The organism is Streptomyces sp. NRRL S-337 (assembly GCF_000720175.1).
Classification (GTDB): domain Bacteria; phylum Actinomycetota; class Actinomycetes; order Streptomycetales; family Streptomycetaceae; genus Streptomyces; species Streptomyces siderophoricus.
In genome coordinates this window covers 1-19,985 of the sequence record NZ_JOIX01000068.1, presented here as the reverse complement: position 1 = coordinate 19,985, position 19,985 = coordinate 1, and the positions used below count along the sequence as shown (strand labels likewise).

Annotated in this window: 24 protein-coding genes; 17 read left to right on the top strand and 7 right to left on the bottom strand. The window is 70.1% G+C overall.

The features are described 5' to 3' along the window. Positions 1-3: 3 nt before the first annotated feature. The gene (locus IG62_RS0132175) at positions 4-579 is read right to left on the bottom strand and encodes a pyridoxamine 5'-phosphate oxidase family protein (RefSeq protein WP_051798896.1); all 576 of its coding nucleotides are present in this window, start codon (positions 577-579) and stop codon (positions 4-6) included. Between the two features lie 457 nt (positions 580-1,036). On the opposite strand from IG62_RS0132175, the gene IG62_RS0132170 reads away from it, so the two are divergent. Further along, positions 1,037-1,888 (top strand): esterase/lipase family protein, encoded by an 852-nt coding sequence (locus IG62_RS0132170; RefSeq protein ID WP_030811478.1) that lies wholly within the window; start codon positions 1,037-1,039, stop codon positions 1,886-1,888. Between the two features lie 68 nt (positions 1,889-1,956). Here the strand turns inward: IG62_RS0132170 and IG62_RS0132165 are convergent, their stop codons facing one another. Beyond that, positions 1,957-2,544, bottom strand: a complete 588-nt coding sequence (locus IG62_RS0132165) for a TetR/AcrR family transcriptional regulator (RefSeq protein WP_030811476.1) — start codon at positions 2,542-2,544, stop codon at positions 1,957-1,959. 120 nt (positions 2,545-2,664) lie between these two features. On the opposite strand from IG62_RS0132165, the gene IG62_RS0132160 reads away from it, so the two are divergent. Next, on the top strand, positions 2,665-3,147 hold the full coding sequence (locus IG62_RS0132160) for a hypothetical protein (RefSeq protein ID WP_030811473.1): 483 nt from the start codon (positions 2,665-2,667) through the stop codon (positions 3,145-3,147). A 6-nt stretch (positions 3,148-3,153) separates the two neighbouring features. Here IG62_RS0132160 and IG62_RS0132155 read toward each other — a convergent pair whose 3' ends face one another. Next, the gene (locus IG62_RS0132155) at positions 3,154-4,368 is read right to left on the bottom strand and encodes an APC family permease (protein ID WP_078872380.1); all 1,215 of its coding nucleotides are present in this window, start codon (positions 4,366-4,368) and stop codon (positions 3,154-3,156) included. A 158-nt stretch (positions 4,369-4,526) separates the two neighbouring features. On the opposite strand from IG62_RS0132155, the gene IG62_RS0132150 reads away from it, so the two are divergent. Further along, positions 4,527-4,994: an Lrp/AsnC family transcriptional regulator gene (locus IG62_RS0132150; protein ID WP_030811467.1), complete on the top strand. Its 468-nt coding sequence runs from the start codon at positions 4,527-4,529 to the stop codon at positions 4,992-4,994. A 130-nt stretch (positions 4,995-5,124) separates the two neighbouring features. Here the strand turns inward: IG62_RS0132150 and IG62_RS0132145 are convergent, their stop codons facing one another. Beyond that, positions 5,125-6,138, bottom strand: a complete 1,014-nt coding sequence (locus IG62_RS0132145) for a lytic polysaccharide monooxygenase (RefSeq protein WP_030811463.1) — start codon at positions 6,136-6,138, stop codon at positions 5,125-5,127. Positions 6,139-6,895: 757 nt separating this feature from the next. Next, positions 6,896-7,366: a hypothetical protein gene (locus IG62_RS47480; RefSeq protein ID WP_158795151.1), complete on the bottom strand. Its 471-nt coding sequence runs from the start codon at positions 7,364-7,366 to the stop codon at positions 6,896-6,898. A 905-nt stretch (positions 7,367-8,271) separates the two neighbouring features. Here IG62_RS47480 and IG62_RS0132140 point away from each other — a divergent pair. Then, positions 8,272-9,507 carry a helix-turn-helix domain-containing protein gene (locus IG62_RS0132140; RefSeq protein WP_030811460.1) on the top strand — a complete coding sequence of 412 codons (1,236 nt, stop codon included), beginning with the start codon at positions 8,272-8,274 and terminating at the stop codon, positions 9,505-9,507. Continuing rightward, positions 9,489-10,067 (top strand): flavoprotein, encoded by a 579-nt coding sequence (locus tag IG62_RS0132135; RefSeq protein WP_078872379.1) that lies wholly within the window; start codon positions 9,489-9,491, stop codon positions 10,065-10,067. The genes IG62_RS0132140 and IG62_RS0132135 overlap by 19 nt, the downstream gene beginning before the upstream one ends. A gap of 216 nt (positions 10,068-10,283) precedes the next feature. On the opposite strand, the gene IG62_RS0132130 is transcribed toward IG62_RS0132135, so the two are convergent. Then, positions 10,284-10,667 carry a GntR family transcriptional regulator gene (locus IG62_RS0132130; RefSeq protein WP_030811454.1) on the bottom strand — a complete coding sequence of 128 codons (384 nt, stop codon included), beginning with the start codon at positions 10,665-10,667 and terminating at the stop codon, positions 10,284-10,286. Between the two features lie 586 nt (positions 10,668-11,253). Here IG62_RS0132130 and IG62_RS0132125 point away from each other — a divergent pair. The 12 genes from IG62_RS0132125 to IG62_RS0132070 all read left to right on the top strand — a co-directional run bounded on the left by IG62_RS0132125 (position 11,254) and on the right by IG62_RS0132070 (position 19,581). After that, positions 11,254-11,448 carry a hypothetical protein gene (locus tag IG62_RS0132125; protein ID WP_030811451.1) on the top strand — a complete coding sequence of 65 codons (195 nt, stop codon included), beginning with the start codon at positions 11,254-11,256 and terminating at the stop codon, positions 11,446-11,448. Between the two features lie 184 nt (positions 11,449-11,632). Then, complete coding sequence (locus tag IG62_RS0132120; RefSeq protein ID WP_030811448.1) at positions 11,633-12,097, top strand: hypothetical protein; 465 nt, start codon at positions 11,633-11,635, stop codon at positions 12,095-12,097. Between the two features lie 86 nt (positions 12,098-12,183). Beyond that, the gene (locus IG62_RS0132115) at positions 12,184-12,582 is read left to right on the top strand and encodes a hypothetical protein (protein ID WP_030811446.1); all 399 of its coding nucleotides are present in this window, start codon (positions 12,184-12,186) and stop codon (positions 12,580-12,582) included. 115 nt (positions 12,583-12,697) lie between these two features. Next, positions 12,698-12,901, top strand: a complete 204-nt coding sequence (locus IG62_RS49215) for a hypothetical protein (protein WP_234326831.1) — start codon at positions 12,698-12,700, stop codon at positions 12,899-12,901. Next, entirely contained in the window at positions 12,898-13,797 is a 900-nt protein-coding gene (locus IG62_RS0132105) for a DUF2637 domain-containing protein (RefSeq protein WP_030811443.1), read from the top strand. The genes IG62_RS49215 and IG62_RS0132105 overlap by 4 nt, the downstream gene beginning before the upstream one ends. Positions 13,798-13,905: 108 nt before the next feature. Beyond that, on the top strand, positions 13,906-14,127 hold the full coding sequence (locus tag IG62_RS0132100) for a hypothetical protein (protein ID WP_030811440.1): 222 nt from the start codon (positions 13,906-13,908) through the stop codon (positions 14,125-14,127). 59 nt (positions 14,128-14,186) lie between these two features. Beyond that, a complete protein-coding gene (locus tag IG62_RS0132095; protein ID WP_158795150.1) occupies positions 14,187-14,441 on the top strand; it encodes a hypothetical protein in 255 nt (84 codons plus the stop codon). A gap of 849 nt (positions 14,442-15,290) precedes the next feature. Continuing rightward, positions 15,291-16,100, top strand: coding sequence for a hypothetical protein (locus IG62_RS0132090; RefSeq protein ID WP_030811434.1), 810 nt, complete (start codon positions 15,291-15,293; stop codon positions 16,098-16,100). Between the two features lie 77 nt (positions 16,101-16,177). After that, entirely contained in the window at positions 16,178-18,304 is a 2,127-nt protein-coding gene (locus IG62_RS0132085; protein ID WP_030811430.1) for a hypothetical protein, read from the top strand. 217 nt (positions 18,305-18,521) lie between these two features. Continuing rightward, positions 18,522-18,716 (top strand): hypothetical protein, encoded by a 195-nt coding sequence (locus tag IG62_RS0132080; RefSeq protein ID WP_030811427.1) that lies wholly within the window; start codon positions 18,522-18,524, stop codon positions 18,714-18,716. Positions 18,717-18,787: 71 nt separating this feature from the next. Then, positions 18,788-19,204 carry a hypothetical protein gene (locus IG62_RS46715; protein WP_030811424.1) on the top strand — a complete coding sequence of 139 codons (417 nt, stop codon included), beginning with the start codon at positions 18,788-18,790 and terminating at the stop codon, positions 19,202-19,204. 8 nt (positions 19,205-19,212) lie between these two features. Then, positions 19,213-19,581 carry a hypothetical protein gene (locus IG62_RS0132070; RefSeq protein WP_051798887.1) on the top strand — a complete coding sequence of 123 codons (369 nt, stop codon included), beginning with the start codon at positions 19,213-19,215 and terminating at the stop codon, positions 19,579-19,581. Positions 19,582-19,633: 52 nt separating this feature from the next. On the opposite strand, the gene IG62_RS0132065 is transcribed toward IG62_RS0132070, so the two are convergent. Continuing rightward, positions 19,634-19,985, bottom strand: a 352-nt coding sequence (locus IG62_RS0132065) for an HNH endonuclease signature motif containing protein (protein WP_030811418.1), incomplete at its 5' end; no start/stop codon positions are given.

The following is a 19,985-nucleotide window of genomic DNA, read 5'->3' as shown; positions in this document are numbered from 1 at the left end:
GGTCTAGCCGTAGAGCCGCTCCGTATACCGCGGGCCGTAGTGCTCCTCCAGCTCCGCCAGCGACCGGTCCTGGGCCTCGACGGCCCTGACGATCCGCGCCCGCGAGGGCACCGCATCCGGCTCCCAGGTCTCCGGCCGCCACAACTCCGAGCGCAGGAACGCCTTGGAGCAGTGGTAGAAAACCTCCTCGACCTCCACCAGCAGCGCCAGCCGCGGGCGATTGCCCTTGACGACCAGCCGGTCGAAGAACGGGGCGTCCCGCAGCAGCCGGGCGCGGCCGTTGATCCGCAGGGTGTCGCCGCGCCCCGGAAGGACGTAGTTCAGCCCGACGTGCGGATTGACGAGGACGTTCACAAAGCCGTCCATGCGCTTGTTGCCGGGGCGGTCGGGGATGACGAGGGTGGTGTCGTCCAGGACGAGGGTGAAACCCGCCGGGTCGCCCTTGGGCGAGACGTCGCACCGGCCCTCGGCGTCCGAGGTGGCTATCAGGCAGAACGGTGAGCGGGCCAGCCACTGGCGGTCGAGGTCGTGCAGCCGGTGGCGGGTCTTGTTGGCGGCATGGGAATTCGGATGGCCCATCAGCTCGCGCAGCTCCGCCTCCGACGAGATCTCCACGATGCCCGTCAGATCCGCCGGTCCCGGCTGATCGGCCGGTCCCGCGCCCTCCGCCGTTCTCGCACCGTCCGCCGTCGTCTCCATCGGTGTCTCCCCTCCGTCACCTGCCTGGTCAACGCGGTATCGACGGTACGCGACGGGTCTGACAACCGGCCCGTCCGGGACGCATGAGTGAGGTATCCGACACGGCGGGCACGGCAGCACGGAACGGGAGGTTCGACCCCCGTCCGTCCGGTGAGGGTTGTGTGCGCTTTCCTTCACCGTCACACGACTGGTCCTTCTTGCTTACCCGGCCGTAACTTACTTGCCAGTCAACTGCGTTGGCCCTTGCGATCCGGATCGCAGGTGAACGGCTCACCGAGCACCTCGGAGTCTCCTCACCCTCGTACCCCCCTCACACCCCCCTCGCAAGGAGCACCGTATGAAGCTGCGCTGGTCCCGAACGCTCACCCTGCTGCCCGCCCTCGCCCTCGCCCTTGGTTTCGCCACCGCTCCCGCCGCCGCCGACGCCCCCACCGTCCGCAGCGGCTGGAACGACTTCTCGTGCAAGCCCTCCACCGTCCACCCGCGGCCGGTGGTCCTGGTACACGGCACCCTCGGCAACTCCGTGGACAACTGGCTCGGTCTCGCGCCCTACTTGGTGGCCCGCGGCTACTGTGTCTTCTCCCTGGACTACGGCCAGCTCCCCGGCGTACCGCTCTTCCACGGCCTGGGCCCGGTCGACGCCTCCGCGGGGCAGCTCGCCACCTACGTCGACCAGGTGCTCGCCGCCACCGGCACACGCAAGGTCGACCTCGTCGGCCACTCCCAGGGCGGCATGATGGCGCGCGTCTACCTGAAGTTCCACGGCGGCGCGGACAAGGTGAACGCGCTGGTCGGGCTGGCCCCCGACAACCACGGCACCGATCTCGACGGGCTGACCCGCCTGCTGGACCACTTCCCCGGAGCCAAGCAGTACCTGAGCAAGGCGACCCCCGGGCTGACCGACCAGATCGTCGGCTCGGACGTGCTCAACCGCCTCAACGCGGGCGGCGACACCGTTCCCGGGGTGCACTACACCGTGATCGCGACCAGGTACGACGAGGTCGTCACGCCCTACCGGAGCGGCTACCTGGACGGCCCCGACGTGCGCAACGTCCTGCTCCAGGACCTGTGCGCGATCGACCTCTCGGAGCACGTCGCCATCGGCACCGTCGACCCCGTGGCCTTCCACGAGACGGCCAACGCCCTCGACCCGGCCCACGCCACCCCGACCACCTGCCTCAACGGCTGACGGCGGCCGGCCCGGCTCCCCGCCCGCGCGGCGGGGGCCGGGCCGTACGCCTTCCCCGCGGCGCGCTCTCAGCCCACGGTCAGCAGGGCGTCGGTGCACTGCTCGGCCAGCTCCTCGGCGTGCGGGGGCAGCGGCTCCCCACCGCGCAGATGGCGGCGCACCAGGGACAGCGGCAGGTCGACGACGGCGAGCGACACCCGCTCCAGGCCCAGCTCGCCGTGCAGCCCCAGGGCGCCCGCGAGCGCCGCCACCGCCGCCCGGACCCGCATGTTCCCCTCGTCCGCACGGCGCAGATGGCCTTCCGGCCAGTCGTCCCGGCCGAACTCGTGCGCCCCGTAGAGCAGCAGCGCGGCCTCCTGGGGGTGTGCGCGGCTCCACGCGACCACGTGCCGGGAGGCCGCCCGGCCCCCGGCCCGCGGCCCGTCCCCTGAGCGCAGGGCCGCGAAATAGCCCTCCTGGAAGCCCTCGACGGTGCGCAGCCACACCTCGGCGAGGAGGGCCGGGCGGCCGGCGAAACGGTGGTACAGCGAGCCGCTGGGGGCGCCGACGGACTGGGCGACCGCGGACATGGTGACGCCCGAGGGCCCGTGCTCGGCCGCCAGTCGTACGGCGGCGTCGAGGAGCTGTGAGATGTCGAAACGGGGTGGCCTGGCCATGTTCTAGAGGGTACTCTCCATAATATTGGAGGGCGCCCTCCAAAACTGTTCCGCACTGCGCCGGCCCCGCGCCTGCCCGCGAGCCGGCGCCTGCCCCACGCCTCACGGAAAGGCCGCCCGATGGGTGTCTACAACGTGCACGAGCGGGTGCTGCCCGTCCCCGACGCCGAGGCCGGCCTGCTGATCGACGGCCTGTCCGGCGCCGGCGACCGGCTCTGGCCGGGCCGCGACTGGCCCCCGATGGTGTTCGACGGCCCGCTCGCGGCGGGAGCCGCCGGCGGCCACGGCCCGGTCCGTTACACCGTCGCCGCGTACGTCCCGGGCCGCTGGGTGCGCTTCACCTTCAGCGGCCCGCGGGGCTTCGACGGCTTCCACGAGTACACCGTCCACCCGCTCGGCCCCGAGCGCACCCTGCTGCGCCACACCCTCGCCATGCGCGCCCGCGGCCCGGCCCGGCTCAGCTGGCCGCTGGCCTTCCGCCAGCTCCACGACGCGTGCCTGGAGGACAGCCTGGACCGCGCCGAACGCGCCTGCACCGGCCGCGTCGCCCGGCCCGCCCGCTGGAGCCGCTACGTCCGCCTGCTGCGCCGCCTCGTCCGCTGAGCGCCCTCACCGCCCGCGTGCCCGCGCCCGGCGCAGCGTCAGGAAGCCGAGCGCCGCACCGGCGAGGACCAGCGGGATCACCAGCAGCCGGCCGGAGAAGACCAGGACCGCGGCCGTCAGCACGGCGCTCGCGGCCACGCCGCACCACAGGGGAGTGCGACGCGGCAGCAGCACCAGTGCGGCGGCCAGGCCGGCGAGGGTCACCGCCGCCAGACAGGTGGCGGTGGCCCTCATCAGCACGTCAAGATCGGCGTTCCCGGCGCCGGCCACCACGGCGAGGCCGACGGCCGCCGCCCCCAGCACCGCGAGCGAACGCCGCGGCACCTGCCCCGGCGCGCCCCCCTTGGCCAGCCAGCGCGGCGCCGCCCCGTCCCGGCCGAGCGCGGCCCCGAGCCGGGAGGCCCCGGCCAGATACGAGTTGACCGCCCCGAAGGTCAGGAAGAGCGCCGCCGCGGCGGCCACCGGTCGGGCCGCGGCGCCCACGCTGCGGGCCAGCAGCTCGGTCAGCGGGGTGTCGGTCCGGGCCGCGTCCGGTCCCAGCGCCCCGATCGTCGTCACCGCGAGCCCCAGATAGAGCACCGTGATCACGGCCAGCGTACGGCGCGTCACCCGCGGCAGATCCCGTGCCGGATCGGCGAATTCGCCCGCCAGATGGCTGGCCGCCTCCCACCCGGCGAACGCGAAGAACAGCACCGAGGCCGCCGACCCCACCGAGGAGACGCCACCCGGCAGGAACGGCGTGAAGTTCCCGGCCGACACCTCAGGGGCGGCCGCCACCACGGCGCACAACAACACCGCCGCCAGCAGACCACCGAGCAGCAACTGCACCCGGCCCGACATCCGCAGCCCCACCGCATTGGAGGCCAGCGAACCGGCCAGCACCACCCCGGCGACCCCCGCCGCACCCGCCTCGCCCCAGCCGACCGCGCCGGCCACGTACTTCCCGCCGATCCACGCCGCCGAGACCACGCCGATCGGCACCGCCCCGTAGAACCACCAGCCCACCACGGCCGCGGCCCGCGGACCGATCGCCCGGTGGACGTACGTGGCGACGCCCCCGCCGTCGGGGAACCGCGCGCCGAGCGCCGCGAACGAGGCGGCCACCGGGACGCACATGGCCAGCAGCACCACCCAGGCCAGGAGCGAGGCCGGACCGGCCGCCGCGGCGGCCAGCGACGGCAGGGTCAGCACACCGGGGCCGAGCACCGCACCGGCACACAACGCGGTACCACCGCCGATACCCAGCCGCCGTACATCCGAGCATGTCGAAGCGGAATGAGAAGTCTGTTGTACGGTCACGGTCGCCGAAGGTAACCGTTCGCCTGATCAAAAAACCCTGCTGCCGAATGAAATTCGGCAGCTGCGCCACCATGGTCCTCATGGACGACATTGATTCGGCGATTGTCCGCGAACTGCAGCGCGATGCCCGGCAGACCAACCGTGAACTGGCCCGCAGGCTCAACATCGCGCCCTCCACCTGTCTGGAGCGGGTCCGGGCCCTGCGCGCCCGGGGCGTCATCACCGGCTACCGCGCCACGGTGGACCTGCGCACCCTCAACCGCCCCGTACAGGCGCTCCTGGCCATCCGCATCCGCCCGTTGGGCCGCGAGGTCATCGAGCGCTTCAAGAAGTTCCTGACCTCGCTGCCCGAAGTGCTCAGCGTCTACGTCGTCGCGGGCGGCGACGACTTCCTGGTCCACGTCGCCGTACCGGACGTCGACCGGCTGCACGCGCTCCTGATGGACCAGGTCTTCAAACGCCGCGAAGTGGTGGACTGCCGCAGCTCGTTCATCTACCAGCACGTCGCCAACGACGTCATCGAACCGCTGCCCCCGAACGGCGCGTAGCGCGGCACACCGCCCACATGGCACGCATGGCACGCCGCCAATACGCGCGCCGCCGCCCCCACATGCAGAGGGGGCGGCGGCACTCCCGGCGTCCGCCGGGCCTGTGGGGGGCTTGTGGGGGCTTGGGGTGTCAGCCGTGGTGGCGGGCGGCCTTGCGGCGGGTGGTGGCGAACAGCACCCCGGCACCGGTGGCCAGCACGGCCGCACCACCGATGGCCAGCGGGGCGGTGGCGGAGTCACCACCGGTCTCGGCCAGCCGCTGCCCGCTGACCGGCTTGGCGTCCCCGTCGGTCCGCGCCGCATTGCCGGCGGCCTTCGGGGCGACCGCACCCCGGTCCGCGGCCGGCGCACCGCCTCCCTTCGAGGGCGCCGTCACGTCGTGGCCACCACCGTGGTGACCGTGTCGGCCCATGTCCATCGAGGACTTGTCCGCACCCGCCGCGATCTGGCCGTCGGTCGGCGCCGAGGCGGCCGGCGCGGGTGCCGTGGCGGTCCCGGAACCGCCGCTGTCCTTCCCGAACACCACGTCCGAGCAGGTGTAGAACGCCTCGGGGCTGTCCGACCGCTGCCAGATGCTGTAGATCAGGTGCCGCCCGGACCGCTGCGGGACCGTGCCGTCGAAGACGTACGCCCCGTTGGTCAGCTTCGGGTCGGTGACCTTCACGAAGGGCTTCGCCTCCAGGTCCGACCACTTCAGCGGCTTGGTCGGGTCATAGCCGGGCTTGGTGAGGTAGAGCTCGAAGGAGCCCCTGTGCGGGGCGGTGGCCTTGTAGCGGAACGTGTGCTTACCGGCCCGCAGCTTGGACGCCGGCCAGTCGGCACGCGGCAGGTCCAGGCCCTTGAACTGAGCGTCGCCGCCGCTGCAGAGCTTGCCGTCCGGGATCTTCTGCTGGGACCTGCCACCGGCGTTGCCGTCCCGCACCCCGTTCCAGTCGTAGAACGCCTGCGCCCCGCCGACCTGCACGGCCGCCTTGCACGCCGCGGACTTCGGGCTCTCCGGCCCCTCCGCGTAACAGGCCAGGACCCGGCTGACCGGGTCCGACATCGAACCGTGCGCGACGGCCGGCCCCGCAGAGAGCACGGTGAGCGCCAGCGGCGCGATCCCGGCCAGCGCAATCCCGGTGGCCTTGCGACGAACGGTCATGGTGGGGGTCTCCTTCATCAGGTGCGTCGAGCGGGGAGAAGCAGCGGTCGCAAGAGGCAGCCGAAGGTGGGGGGTCGGAACGCGGACACCGGCGCCGCCCCCCGGAGACCGGCGCCGACGGCCCGCAATGCCGCCTTGCGAGAAGCACGCTAGCCCCGCTGAACAGCCAATTCGCCCCCGCAAGCGGGTTGCTGAGGATCTTTATGGCGCGCTTAAGGAACCGCTAAGCGGGGCCACAGGCAGGGCGGGAGGAAACGGGCTCTACGGACTGGGAGTTGGCTCCTCGGCGGTGCGTGACAGTCCGCGCCGGTCCACCTGGATCCGCTTCCTTTGGCTCCCTGTCTGGCTCCCCGTGGCTCTCTGTCTGGCTCCCCGGACGACTCGCTTACGCCCTCCAGGTTCGTTTGGCCGGCGGGCCGATTGCTACGCGCCCTCGATGTGCTACGTCGACGGCGATAGGCCATCGGGAGCGGGCTCGTGCGAACCGTGGTCGACCACCGCCTTAGGAGTTCGATCGGAGGCTCGGCCCGATGGGCCATGTGCCGGACGGGTCTTTCCCTGAATGCCACAACGATGCGGGTACGTCTGTTGTCGTTGATGTCAGTTGCGGATGTCAGCGGTCGGCGCCACGGCATATCAACACGACCCTGGAGGCTCATTCGGCCTTGGCCACCGGTCGGTTCTGAGCCCCAGTCAGCCACACTGGCGGGCTCCATGACGATCAGGTACGCGTGAGTCTCGCGGGGTCGGTCAGACGTTAAATACGCTTGACGGGCACAGCAAGATCACGGTCTGCCCGCCTTACATCCTGCGGAGTACTTTCCTTTAGGCGGGACGTACTAAATGTCTTTGTCACTGCTACCGCCGCCTCACTGCCAAAGAAAAATCCGATGATTACCGTTACGATGTTGCGAAAATCATCAACAAGCATATTCCCCTTGATGAGAGCCGCGAATTTGTCAACGGTCAGGACGTACGAAAAAACGACGAGGAAGGTCAGCAGAAAACTGGAGGCAATGGCGATTCGCGCCCTCTGTGAAGCTACGTAGAGCCCCGCAAAAGAAGCCAAGGCGACAATCACAGTGACGGCTCCAACTACCGTCCGCCATCCGGCCCCTTCGCTCCAAAAGAGTGCGAGGTGTCCGGCGACTGCGGCAACGGCGCAGCACCCCGAAGACCAAGCTAGAGCTGTCTTGCTGTGGAGCCCGTCTCCATTACCATTTGCCATAACCGGGATTATCTAAGATGGCGATGCGGGGGACGAATTTGGCGCGGCGTAAGGGTGACGAAGCCCGTCGAATGGATCAAAGGTGCCGAGCCCGCCGCGCACCAGTGCACTAGCAGCCGCTCTGCTCAGGTAGAGACCGCGGTGAATTCTGCAGAAAATGCTGAGGTCGGCGGAGCGGGTTTGGCTGGTGTCCTGCCCGGTTTGGGGTTGGGCATGATCAGGGGGCCGTACGCTTGACGGCAACTCGGGCAGGCTTGTGAGCTGCCCGGAATTTGAACGAGTGGCCCCCTGGTCTTGCTCGACGCGGGACCCGAACCGGGGAGGTGGGTAAAGCCGTGGAGCCGACCGCCCCACCCCCAGCCTGGTTTTTCGCCCCTTGTGGGCGCGGGCGTCGCCGCCGCGCGGCCCCGGCGGCGAAGACGAGGAGGGAGCCGTGCGGCGGCGACGGCCGGCGCCGCCGCGCTCGCGCGGCACCTCTGATCTGTGATCTGACTGCTTGCAGTTCCAGGTGGCTGGGAACGTCAACGCCCCTGCGTCAACGTGTGGTGCGCTTCCCAAGCTGACGCCTTCCGCCGGGCCGGGTAGCGAGCGGAGCGAGCCTTGATGCTGTGGAGAAAATCGTTACTCGGCCTGCGCTGTTGGCTGGGGAGTCATCCATGGTGGGGGCTGGGGATGCTCGCCATGGAGACTTGAGCCTGCCCCTGTCTGCGCTATCGCACGACTCGACGCTCGCGACATGCATCTCTGGTCGTGAGGCAAGAGACCCGGACACTTCGTCCGGGTCTCTTCGTATGGAGTCCCTCACCCTGGGACCGGCAAGGGGTCGGCAACAGGCCGACTACCCGCTCCGTGGCCGGCTCTGTACCGTGAGGCGGGCCCCTTCAACCCGTGGGAGGCAGCCCGTAATGCGTGGCCTTGGAGATCACCTCAGCATCGGAGAACGGATCGCGTTCTACCGGAAGCGCCGTGGCTACACGCAACCAGTGCTGGCCGGTTTGGTCGGTCGTAGCACTGACTGGCTCGCGAAGATCGAGACGGGCCGCCGAAACCCGCCGCGGATCGACATGCTGGCGGAACTCGCGCGCATCTTGCGCGTGCCGCTCGCAGACCTGCTTGGTCAGACCGTGCTGGTGGAGGACGAGCGACATCAGGACGACGTTCCGGCCGTACGCGACGCGCTCATGAGTCCGCGCCGACTCTCGCGTCTTCTCTTCGGCCCGGAGGCCGAAGTACAGCTCCCGACGCCTGCCCCTGTGGCGGTGCAGGTGGAGCACGCGTGGAACGATTACCAGGGCGGTCGGCTCGGCAGTGTAATTGCGGCTCTTCCCGGCCTGCTTCAAACGGCACAGGAACTGGAAGACCGCGCGACACGACGAGGGGACGACCGCCGAGACTGCTGGGCTGTATCTGCCCGTGCGCACCACCTCGCTGCTACGACGCTCGCCAAGATCGGCGAATCGGATATCTCCTGGCTGGCAGCTGAACGTGCCATGCGCGCTGCAGACGAGTCCGACGACCCGCTTGTGCTCACCTCGGCCGCACGATCCGGGACCCATGCATTGCTCGCGAACGGTCGCTACGACGATGCCCTGGAGCTGGGGAATACCGCAGCCGCTTGGCTGTCGGCGCGGGTCTCGGACAGCGACCCGGCCGCACTCAGCTTGCTTGGAATGATCCATCTACGCGCCGCTGTTGCGGCAGCGCGACACCAGGATCGTCCAACCGCAACGTCCCTACTGAGCCGTGCCGAGACCCTTGCCAACGACCTCGGTTCGGATGAGAACTACTGGCAGACGGGCTTCGGTCCCACGAACGTTTTGCTCCACCGTCTGTCCGTGGAGCTGGATCTCGACAACGTCTCGTACGTCGTTGAGCACGGTCGTATCGATGTAGATCACATGCCGCAAGAACGCAGTGTCTCTCATCGGATCGACTACGCTCGCGCCCTCTCGCTGGCGGGGCTGGGTGATCAGGCTTTCGAGGCACTGCGCACCGCCGAGCGAACGTCCCCACAGCTTGTACGCAACAATCCGAGGGTGCGCGAGACGTTGCGGGACCTGATCAAGCAGTCCCCGGTCACTGGCGGCTCACGCTCGTCCGAAGTGTTCGTAATGGCTCAACGGTGCAGGGCGGTGCAGTGAAACCAGGGGATCGAGGCGTACTTGGAGTGGTGGGTTCGGCAGCCGGCGGAGTGGAAGTACTGCGCACCGGTCTTGTCGAGCCTGCGATACAACGAGGGTGGCAAGTGGCGGTGACACTGACGCCGAGCGCGGGGCGCTGGCTGAGGATGAGTGGCGAAGTGGAGCGGCTGGAGGAGGTAACCGGACTGCCCGTACGAGATGAGCCGAGGCTCCCTGGTGAAGAGCGGCCGCATCCCCCCGTTGACTGCTACGTAGTCGCTCCCGCGTCGGCAAACACAGTCGCGAAGCTTGCGACCGGGCTCATGGACAACCAGGCGCTCACTCAGGTCGGCGAAGCGATCGGCACCGTCGGCCTGCCTGTCGTCATCTTCCCCCGCGTGAACGCTGCGCACGCCCGCCACCCGGCCTGGCAGCGCCACATCGGCGACTTGCGTGAGGGAGGCGTTCACGTCGTCCAAGGAGAGGACATCTGGCTTCTGTACGAGCCACGGGAGGCGCCGTCAGGACGAGAACTGCCATGGTCTGCCGTGCTGGACGCCGTGGATGCCGCTATGAAGTGATAGAGCGTCAACTGCTTTGACCTGCAATAACCAAGGACCCGGACAGTTTGTCCGGGTCCTCGGTCGTCTGCGATCGCATGCTCCTTGTCATGACGCGGATCCATGAGCCAAGCGACAGGCTGACGGCACTGACTCCCTCGGAACTCGCCCTGATCAGAGCGAGTTTGAGTGAAGCACGCGCCAGGACTCAGCAGCTCTTGGAGCGCGCAGACACGCTCATTGAACGGGCGGAGTCTGGTCTCCCACCACTCGTTCGAGACGGTCGAGGCGTTGGCCGAGTAGGCGCAGCGCGTCGTGGATCGAGTTGAGCTCGTCTGCCAGGGCCGTGTAGGCGGGGCTGCTACCCGGCTCAGTGCCGAGCGGCACCGAAGGGTCGCGAACGAAGGTGCCGCGACCCTGTTGGCTGAGCACCAGCCCCTCATCGCGCAGCTGGTTGTAGGCGCTCTGCACCGTTACGAGCTGGACACCAAGTTCTTTCGCGAGCTGGCGTGCGGCCGGCATGCGAGAGCCCGGCTCGCGCTCACCGTTCGCGATCTCCTTGCGGTACTTCGCGGCGATGTCTTTGGCCGTTGGCTTCGGCGCATACGAACTGGGATCCATGGCTCCGAGCCTAACTGGACCTAGGTCAACCTCCGAGGTTTCGCGGTAGCCGCTTGACAGCCAGATTGACATAGGTCAATCTGAAATCGCTCCGGACGGACCCGCAAGGGCCCGCAGTGAGCGGCGTTCCTTGAGAACTGAACAGCGTGATCCACCACTGCAAACCTGCCGTGAACGCACCGGCCGGAGGTGAGTGGAGATCCGTCGGCCAGAGCAATCGTCCCTCGCGGTTGCATCGGGCGAGCGCCTCGATCCACCAGCGGCACATTCCTGGTGGGGAGCGGGAGCCGGCAGACCTGGCCGACGCAAAAGAACGACGCGGCATCGACCTTTCGTCGCCATGACGTCCGGGAGGGGACTCCCCGGACCGAGCACGGCCCGCGTCCATGCGAGACCCGCGGTCCCTGGTAGGGGCCACAACCCTTTCACCGAATCCGCAGCGCCTGGCGTTGCGGCGGTTGCCTCCTCCGCCCGTCCGGCTTGCTGCCGTACGGGCGGGGTTTGAGGGGAGCCGGACGCTCCAACGAGCGCCGCCCGGGAGGCACCCCGGGCGGCAAACCACAGGCACCTTCGAAGGGAACTACCTGTGATCGCCAACAGCATGGCACCTCACGCCTCGATGGGGCACCCCACCGACTCGGCACCGGACATGGACGAGGCCCTGCGGCGGGTCCGGTCGGGGGGGTGCGCGATGACCGAGGAGCAGCAGCGCCAGCTGGCTGAGGACCTCAAGCGCCGCAACGACCAGTCGGAGCAGGACGCTCGCGCGAAGGGCCGATGAGCCTCAGCTGTCCAGTGATACGGGCCCGCATCACGCAGTCCGCGGCGATGCGGGCCCTTGCCCTTCACGGCGTCCACCACCCCATCGCCCGCGTACTGCTTGCCGCCTCAGCCCGCGCTGCGGCCGTCGCGTACGCCGCGGGCCATGGGGTCCGCGACATTCACCCGACTTCAAGGGGATTCCCGTGGAACCCGTACTGACCAGCGTCATTGCTGTGATCGGGACCTTATTGGGCTCGGTCACTGCCTACGTCCTTCAGCAGCGTGCCGCCCGCACCGAACGGGCCGAGGCACGTTCGGAGGCCCTCCGCGGCCGGCAGCTCGCTGCCGTCGCCGATCTGGTGGCGGCGCTGGCCGACCATCGTCGCGCGATGTGGGTCCGCGAGGACCTGGCCCTGTCCGGTGCAGACACCGCAGCATGCGAAAAGACCCGCGCGACCAGCCATGAAACCCGGTCAGCGATCACCGCGCCCCTACTGACCGTCACCCTCCTCGCCCCGGCCCTGGCCGAGTCCGCCACGTACGCGGCCGAGGCCACATACGCGCTTCGCGGGGCCACCGACCGCGCTGCTCTCGATGACCTGTGCGCGGCCGCTGTTGCGGCCTCCGACCGCCTGGTCACCGGTGCTGCGGCCGCTCTGGCGGCCTGACCCAATTCGACACCGAACGGCGCGCGGCCCCGGGACGCACCCCGGGGCCGCTTCTTGGCCGTCCCACTCGTCAAAGGAGCACGACCATGCCCGACATTACTTCCAGGCCCGTCCTTGATTCGTACGTCCAGGTTTCGACGACGGAGACCTACCGTGACGGAGTCGATCTGATCGCGGTGGAGCGCGCCGTCAATGAGGTGCCTCCGGCCGGGATGACGGCGGCCGAGAAGCTCATGGCGGCTCGGATCCTCGCGGACCATGGTGTGGCGCTGAACGTGATCACCCGCCATCTGCGACTTCCTGACCGCCTTACCCTGCCGGCCTCGGCCAAGCGTGGGCCCGAGCCTGCGGTCTGCGGCACGGATCGTGGCTACCGCCGGCACCTGCGGCGAAGCGAGACGCCGTGTGGGGCATGCCGGTCGGCTCGTGCGGCGGCGGACCGTCGGTACCGGCTGACCGGGTCCTCGAAGGAGCAGGCGGCGTGAGCGACCTGACCATGAACGACCTCGCTGCCCCGATGCGGGCGCTGCGGCTGCTGGCCGCCGACTTCCCGGACCTTCCCGCCGTGAACGTGAACGTATCCGAGCTCTCCCCGGCCAGTTGGAGCTGGCCAGCTTCGATGACCTGGGCGTGTTCGAGGCGTGGCGAGAGGCGGTCGGCATCCTGCCCGAGTCGGTGACGTACAAGGAGCAGAGCGCGGGATGCACCCGGGTCTTGAGCGCGTCCACCAACTACGCCGGCGTCTTCCTGCGCCTGGTCGCCTTCAGCGAAACCCCCGGGCACGACGGGGGTGGAGCGCTGTGAGGAGCCAGTCCGTCGACGCTCGCGTCGAGGGCCGGTCGACGGGCGTCAACGCCGTTTCGACGCCCGTCGACATCGGCTACGCCATCGCCGTGCTGGCCGGCGCCCTGACCGTGGTGCTGACGGCCGCCGCGTTCTGGCTGTCGTACGAGCACCTGCAGGAAGTCGCCGCCCGTCACGGTATGGCTGACGCCCTTGCCCGCTCCTGGGCCTGGCCCGCGACCGTCGACCTGTTCATCGTCATCGGTGAACTCCTCATCCTGCGGGCCTCCCTGGCCCACCGGGTCGACGGCTGGGCAATCGTCCTGGCCGCCGCCGGATCGGGCGGCTCCATCGCCTTGAACGTGGCAGGCGTCGGCGACCACGCCGAAGGGCTCGACTACGTCGTAGCCGCCGTGCCGCCGGTCGCTGCACTGCTGGCGTTCGGCGCGCTGATGCGGCAGGTCCACGCCTACCTCGCCGCCCGCCTCCCGACGCCCGTCGACGCAGCCCCCACGCCCGTCGACCGGCCGTCGACGCCCGTCACCCGCACCGTCGACCAATCCCCGTCACCGGTCCTCGATCCTGCTCCGGTCATCGACGCCTCAGCGCCGGAACCGGTGCTGACGGGAGCAGAGCCCGAGGCATCCTCGACGCCCGTCGACGCACCGGTCGAACCCGTCGAGAAGGCGTCGACGCCCGTCGACCTGTGCACGCCGGTGATCTACCCCAACCGCGTCGACCAACTGATCCGCGCCCTGTACGGCACCGACTTCACACAGCCGAACACCGCCCGGATGACCGAAGCGATGGCTGCCGCGGGCCTTGGGTCATCGGAGTCCACGGCCCGCACTGCCCGCAGTCGCGTACGCACCCGCGAGCCCCACCTGGCCGGCTTCCCCACCGCCATTGCCAGCTGAACACGGGCCTCCGGGCTACACCATCCCCACCTCCCTCGGCACCTGCGTGACCTGTGCCGACGCGCCCCAGATCGCTGCCTGACACCAACGACTGCAAGGAGATTCACCATGAGCAACTACACCAACGCGCGACAGGGCTCCCACCAGTGGATCATGACCGTGGAGATGCCCGGCCAGGCAATGCAGACGCTCTACGGCACCTGCACCCCCGGCGCTGGCGCCACCCGGCACGACGTGTTCCTCGACATCAAGGCCGGCATCGCCGAGGAGAGCCCGCAGTGGGCGCACGCCAACGTCGTGTTCTTCTCCTTCGAGCGCAACACCCTGTGACGGCGGGGATGAAGCGTCGCCGTCTCGTTCTGCCCGCCGCGGCGGTGGCCGGTGTGGTCGTGGCTGTCTCTACGGGTCTGCGGCTGTCCGCCTACCACGTGCCGGCCTCGCTGACGGTCTCGTGCGTGCTGGCCACCCTCACCTCGACGGTGTGGCTGATCGCGCACGTCGCCGACGCGCTCACCAGCACTACGCATCGCTGCCCGGCGCCGGGGTGTGACTTCCAGGTGCGGCTGCGCGGCACCGGCGCGGCAGAAAGCCGCCGGTGGCAGGAGGTTGCCGCTGAGCACCCTGGCCACAACTACTGCTCTTGATCAGGGGCGTTCATGCGGTGCCCCGGCCTGCTTTGGCCGGCTGCCGGGGCACCGCTACTCCACGAAGGGAGCACCACCATCATGTCCGACACCACGGCTGTGGCCGTGACAGAGATCCAAACACCACCCCCGCCCGCTCCCGAACCACCTCCCGCCGCGCCAGCGCCGGCACCGCTGCCGGGCCGACCCCTGGCCGCTGCTGGCGCCAACGCCGTCGGCGCCGTCGCGGCCGGGGCTATGTCGGCCGGCGGACCGGTGGGGCTGGCGGCAACCGGCGCCGCAGCCGGAGCGGTCGCCGTCACGGCTCTGATCGCCCGGCGTCGCAGTGCTCGTACTCGCCACAAGGCCGCTGCCTTGCGCACCCCCGCCAGCAGCGCAGCCGGGTGGAGCTCCGCGGGCAGTCCGGCCGGTGCACCGTCGCGTCGGGCCGGTGGGGTGGGCCGCGCGGGGCGGGCCGGTGGAGGCATGCGAGCCGCCATGCATGCTGCTGCCCGTCGGGCCGGCCTCAGTGCAGCACAGCACAGCCCCCGCCGTGCGGCAGGGACCTCGTCACCTGGCGCTGCGCGTCGCACTGCCTCGGGAGCTGCGTCGGGCCCGCTTTCATCGGCTCGGACGCCCCACCCCCGGGGCGGGCCGACCGGGGACCGTATGCGTTCGTCTCGGCCGGTCTCCGCAGCGCAGTTGGGGAAGTCGCCGCGCGGGTCTCGTGGTCGCGCTGCGGGGCTGGCGGCTGCGGCTCGGCGTGCTGCTGGGGCCGGTGCGGCGGCGGGCTGGTCCCGGTGGCAGGCCGGGGCACCTCGGCGGGCTGCGCGGGCCGAGGAGCGCAGCGCCCGGCGCGCGGCCCGAGGGATGGCTAAGGCGTACAAGAAGGCCGGCGTCACCCCGCCCGGTGCCGGCGGCTCTGCGGACTCGTCCAAGGCACGTAAGGCGCCTTCCCGCGGTGCGGTGCAGGCGCGGGCGTTGCGGCGCTCGGCGGTTCGGCACTGGGCCCGGATGGGTGGCAGTGCGGTGCTGGCCGGCGGTGTGGGGCTGGTCTCGGGGATGTGGAACTGGCGCCGCCCCGGCGTCGCCGCCCGTCACATGAAGGCCGTGTGGTTGCGGCTGGCCAACCGTGCCCGCCGCATCCGCGAGGCCCGGGATGCCGTGATCCGTGGCATCACCGGGCCGGGCCGGGTTCCGGTGCCGGGCGAGCGGGTCAACGACCCCCGCCGTACGAGCAAGCGCCGTGCGGCTCCGGGCAAGGAGCGGTCCGCTCGCCGCGTGAAGCTCGGCAAGTTCAAGGGAGGAAAAGACATGACCGACTTCATCAACGCCCCGGCTCTGACGCGTCTTTCGGAGGCGGCCCAGGTCATGCTCCAGGCCGCCTCCACCTTCGATCCGGAGCGTATGGAGGAGTTCCAGTTCCTGGTCGAGGACCTGCCCGAGGCCATGGGCATGGTGCAGGAGACCATCCGGGTCCTGGCGGAGCTCGCCGACGAAAAGCTCCCCGTGGAGCCGGTGGTGACCGAGGAGATCGGCGAGGGCTACCGGGCCATGAACCGCGTCATCGAGGCCATGGCCGAGGTCGGCGCCGTCTACCGCAAGGCCCACGCCGCGGACATCGAGCGCCACGAGAACCCCCGCAAGGGCATCGAGGGCGAACGCAAGTGGAACGTCTGACCGCCCCATCTGCCCGACGCACGTGACGGCTCCCGGCACCGCCCCGGGGGCCGTCCCCCGTTTTCGGAGAGGACACCATGAGCAGCAGCAAGAACAGCGCTCCGAGGGTGGACTGGAGTGCCGGGCACGGCATCGTCTCCGGCACCCTCAACGCCACCACCGGCACCCTGGTCACCACCGCCCTGGCCCACACCGCCACCATGCCCACCGGCTGGGCCCTCGGGGCGGGCCTCGCCGGGGCGGTGGGCACCGCGATCGCCGGAGCTCGCAAGCGCCTCACCCGCGCCACGGTCGGCTTCCGCTCGGCATGCTGGCTGGCCGCCGGCACCTGGTCTTCCTGGGCCCTGGCCCACGGTGGGCCGATGACCCTGCCGGCCCTCGGGACCCTGGCCGTCGCCGGGATCACCACCGGCACCCTGGCGGCGGGGTTCGCCGCGCACGAGGAGACCGAGCAGGCTCGCCGCACCACCCTGCTCAGCCTCGGCATCCGCCGGGCTCTGGCCGAGGAGTGGATCGACCGCATCGCACGGGTCTGCAAGGTCGAAGGCGTCGAGATCGTGGCGATCGAGCACTGGCCCTCGGGCCTGGGCTACACCGTCGAGGTCAAGCTCCCCGAGGGCGGCGTGACCCGCAAGGCCATCGCCGACCGCACCGCCGCCCTGGCCTCCGATTTGGACCTGCCCAACGGCTGCGGCCTGCAGGTGACGGAGGGGATGTCGCGGCGGCTGGTGCTGCTGAAGGTGACCACCAAGAGCCTGGCCGGCACCGAACTCCCCTTCCCGGTGGCCGAGATGAACGAGATCACCACGGTCAACAACCCGATCCCGCTGGCGCTGCTGTCCGACGGCGGACAGGCCGAGCTGGACCTGCGGCAGGCGTCCACGATCGTGGCGGGCAACACCGGCACGGGCAAGACGAACTGGCTGCACACCCTCATCGCCAAACTGAACCAGACCAACGACGTGCTGGTGTGGGTCATCGACCTCAACGGCGGCTCTCTTGGACTGCCCTGGCTCCACGCCTGGCGCGAAGCCCAAGAGCACACCGAAGGCTCGCGCTGGGCAGATGCTGACATCCCCGCCCCCGGTGTGGACTGGGTCGCCAGCACCCCCGCCGAGGCCACCCGGATGCTGCAGGCCGCCGTGCGCATCGCCAAACAGCGCAAGGTCACCTACCAGGACCACATGCGCGCCGAGGACGACGACAAACTCCCCGTCGGCCCCGACCTGCCCGAGATCGTCATCATCGTCGACGAAGGCGCCGAGGTCGCCGCCACCCGTGAAGCCCGGGAGGTCCTCAAGGGCGTCTCCGAGGTGATCCGCATCGCCCGTGCGATGGCCATCCGCGCTGTCGTCTCCGCGCTCCGGGTCACCCAAGACGTCCTGCCCGATCCGATGGTGCGCAAAATGGCCTCCAACCGGGTCTGCACCGGGGCCACGGAGGACAGCGAACTGGGGCACTTCTTCGGCTGGCGCGCCCTGGCCATCGAAGACTCCTTCGACGGACCCGGCTCCATGCTGGTCGGCACCGACGGCAAAGCCCCGGAGAAGGGCCGCCAATGGCGCATCACCCCCTCGGCCATCGAGGAGGTCTGCGCCGCCACCGCCCGCCGCCGCCCGGCCTTGGACGAGCCATCGCTGACGGCCGCGGGGGCGGAGTATGCGCAGCGATGGACGCTGGAGCGGTGCGGGCACCTCTTCGGCCTGAAGCACGCCACCACTGCCCCAGAAACCACCACCAACGACGGCGATGGTGATGCTGGGGCGCGCAAGTGGCGGGCAACGGCAGGCTGGGACAAGCCCCGCACCCCGCGCGGTCAGAGCGAGGGGGCGCCGCGGGACAAAGAGCTGGAGGCCCAGTTCCTCGACATCGTCCACGGCGGCATGCACGACGACACACCGCCGACGGAAGACGGTACCGACTGGTCCAACCCGGGCACCTGGGCCCCAGCCCGGGAACCGGGCGGCGCCAAGCCCGATGCCCGCCAGGCTGCCTTCAACCTGATCATCGCGGCCGGGCCCGACGGCACCGGCGCATCCGCCATGGAGCGGGACCTCAAGAACGCCTACGGCACCCGCCGCCCCGTCATTCAACGGTGGCTCAAGGAGTGGTCGGAGCGAGGTGAAGTGGTGCGCGTCGGGGACGGCAGCAAGGCCCGCTACGTGCACCGACAGCACCTTCCCGAGCCCCCCGCCGAGTCCTGAAACCCGGTCTGTCTGTCACCTGGCACCAATCCCGCCCAAGGGGCCGCTGGCTGTCGCTGACGCCTGTATCCCCGCTTTGACCTGCGGGTTACAGGTGACAGACAGGTGACAGGTGACAGGCGGGTGGCAGCCCAGATGGCAGGTACCGGCCCCGCCCTCGCACGTACCGCGAAGGCGAGGTCGACGCCTTCCACCGATCATCCCCAGGAGTCGCTATATGGCCTTGACCCTCTCCGCTGTCGTCCTCTTCGGAGTCCTCGCCATCGTCCTGCTGCGCGGCCGGCACGTCAGCTTCGCCACCGCGCTCGTGCTGTTCCTCTTCGGCTTCTTCGTCGCCGGAACCGGCGCCTACAGGCCCATCTACAACCTGTGCCAGGCCATAGCCCAAGCCTTCACCCACCTCACCACCTGACCGGCTGCGGCCGCCGAGGAGGAACCGTGAACACCGAACACTCCCACCCGGCCGCGCCGGTGCTTCCGGCGATGCGTGCCGAGGAGATCCCGCCCGGCGTCCAGGAAGTCATCCTTCCTTCCGGGGAGCGGGCCCTGGCCTACAGCACCGGACCCGCCGCCTCCCCGCCCCCGCTTCATGTCCCTGCACCGTCGGTCCCCCAGCCGATCCCGGCCTGGGCCAAATCCACCGCGCTGCTGGCTCCGACCGTCGGCGGAGGGATCGCGGTCGCCGCGGTCGGACTCTCGGTCGCTGCCCCCGGCCTGGTCGCCGTGAGCCACGTGCTGTGGTCCGCCGTCGCCGCCATCGCCACCGGCGGCATCGTCGCCGCCGCAGTCATCGGCCGTGTCCGCGCCCGCATCACCGCCGCACAGCGACCCCACATCACCCAGCACATCACCGCAACCGGCCTCTTCGGCCGTGCCAACGGCACGATCAACCACCGCTAAGGAGCGACATGTTCGACACCACCAAGCTCCCTGCCCCTGCGGACTTGCCGACGCCGGAGCAGGCGTACGCCAACGCCCCGCACCTGGCCGCCGAGACCACCTTGCTCCACGCAGCCTCCATGGCCCCAGAGGCGGAACTGGACCGGGAGTGGTACCTGCGCCACGCCGCGCTTCTGGACCGCGTCGCGCTGCGCCTCGCTGCCTTCGACAGCGAGCCGGGCGCGGCCACGGCGGTCGAGGAGGCCGACGCGACCGCCGTCTACCTCCTCGACATGGACCAGGCGCCCCGCGACTACGACCCACGCCCCTACGTCCGCCAGCAGTACGCCCTGTGGCTGACCAGCCAGGACGCTGACGCCGACATCTCGTACTCCTAGCCATGGCGGCGATCCGCCGCCCAGGCCGGCGGCCCGCCGGAGAGGAGTGTGTTTAGGCAGGGGTGGGCCGGGGCGCGGGGCTCTGGGCGGGGACGGTGGCCTGGAGGGCGGTGCGGTGCATGTCCCAGTGCTTGGTCAGCCACTTGTGGTGTTCCCCAGTAAGGGGGACCGTCAGAGGCTGGCCGTGCAGCTTGGTGTATTCGCCGTAGGCGGCCAGGTCCGGTGAGACGTCCAGCGTCCAGCTGGCGGGGTTGACCGCGATCAGGCCGAGGTCGAAGAGGCGGTGCATGTCGCGGCGCAGCAGCAGTCCGCCGCCCTTGTGGTGCTTGCCGTTGGCCGCGTAGCTGTAGAGGTGCGCGGCCTCCAGCACCTGGACGGGGGTGGGGCCGTTGAAGGCGCACAGG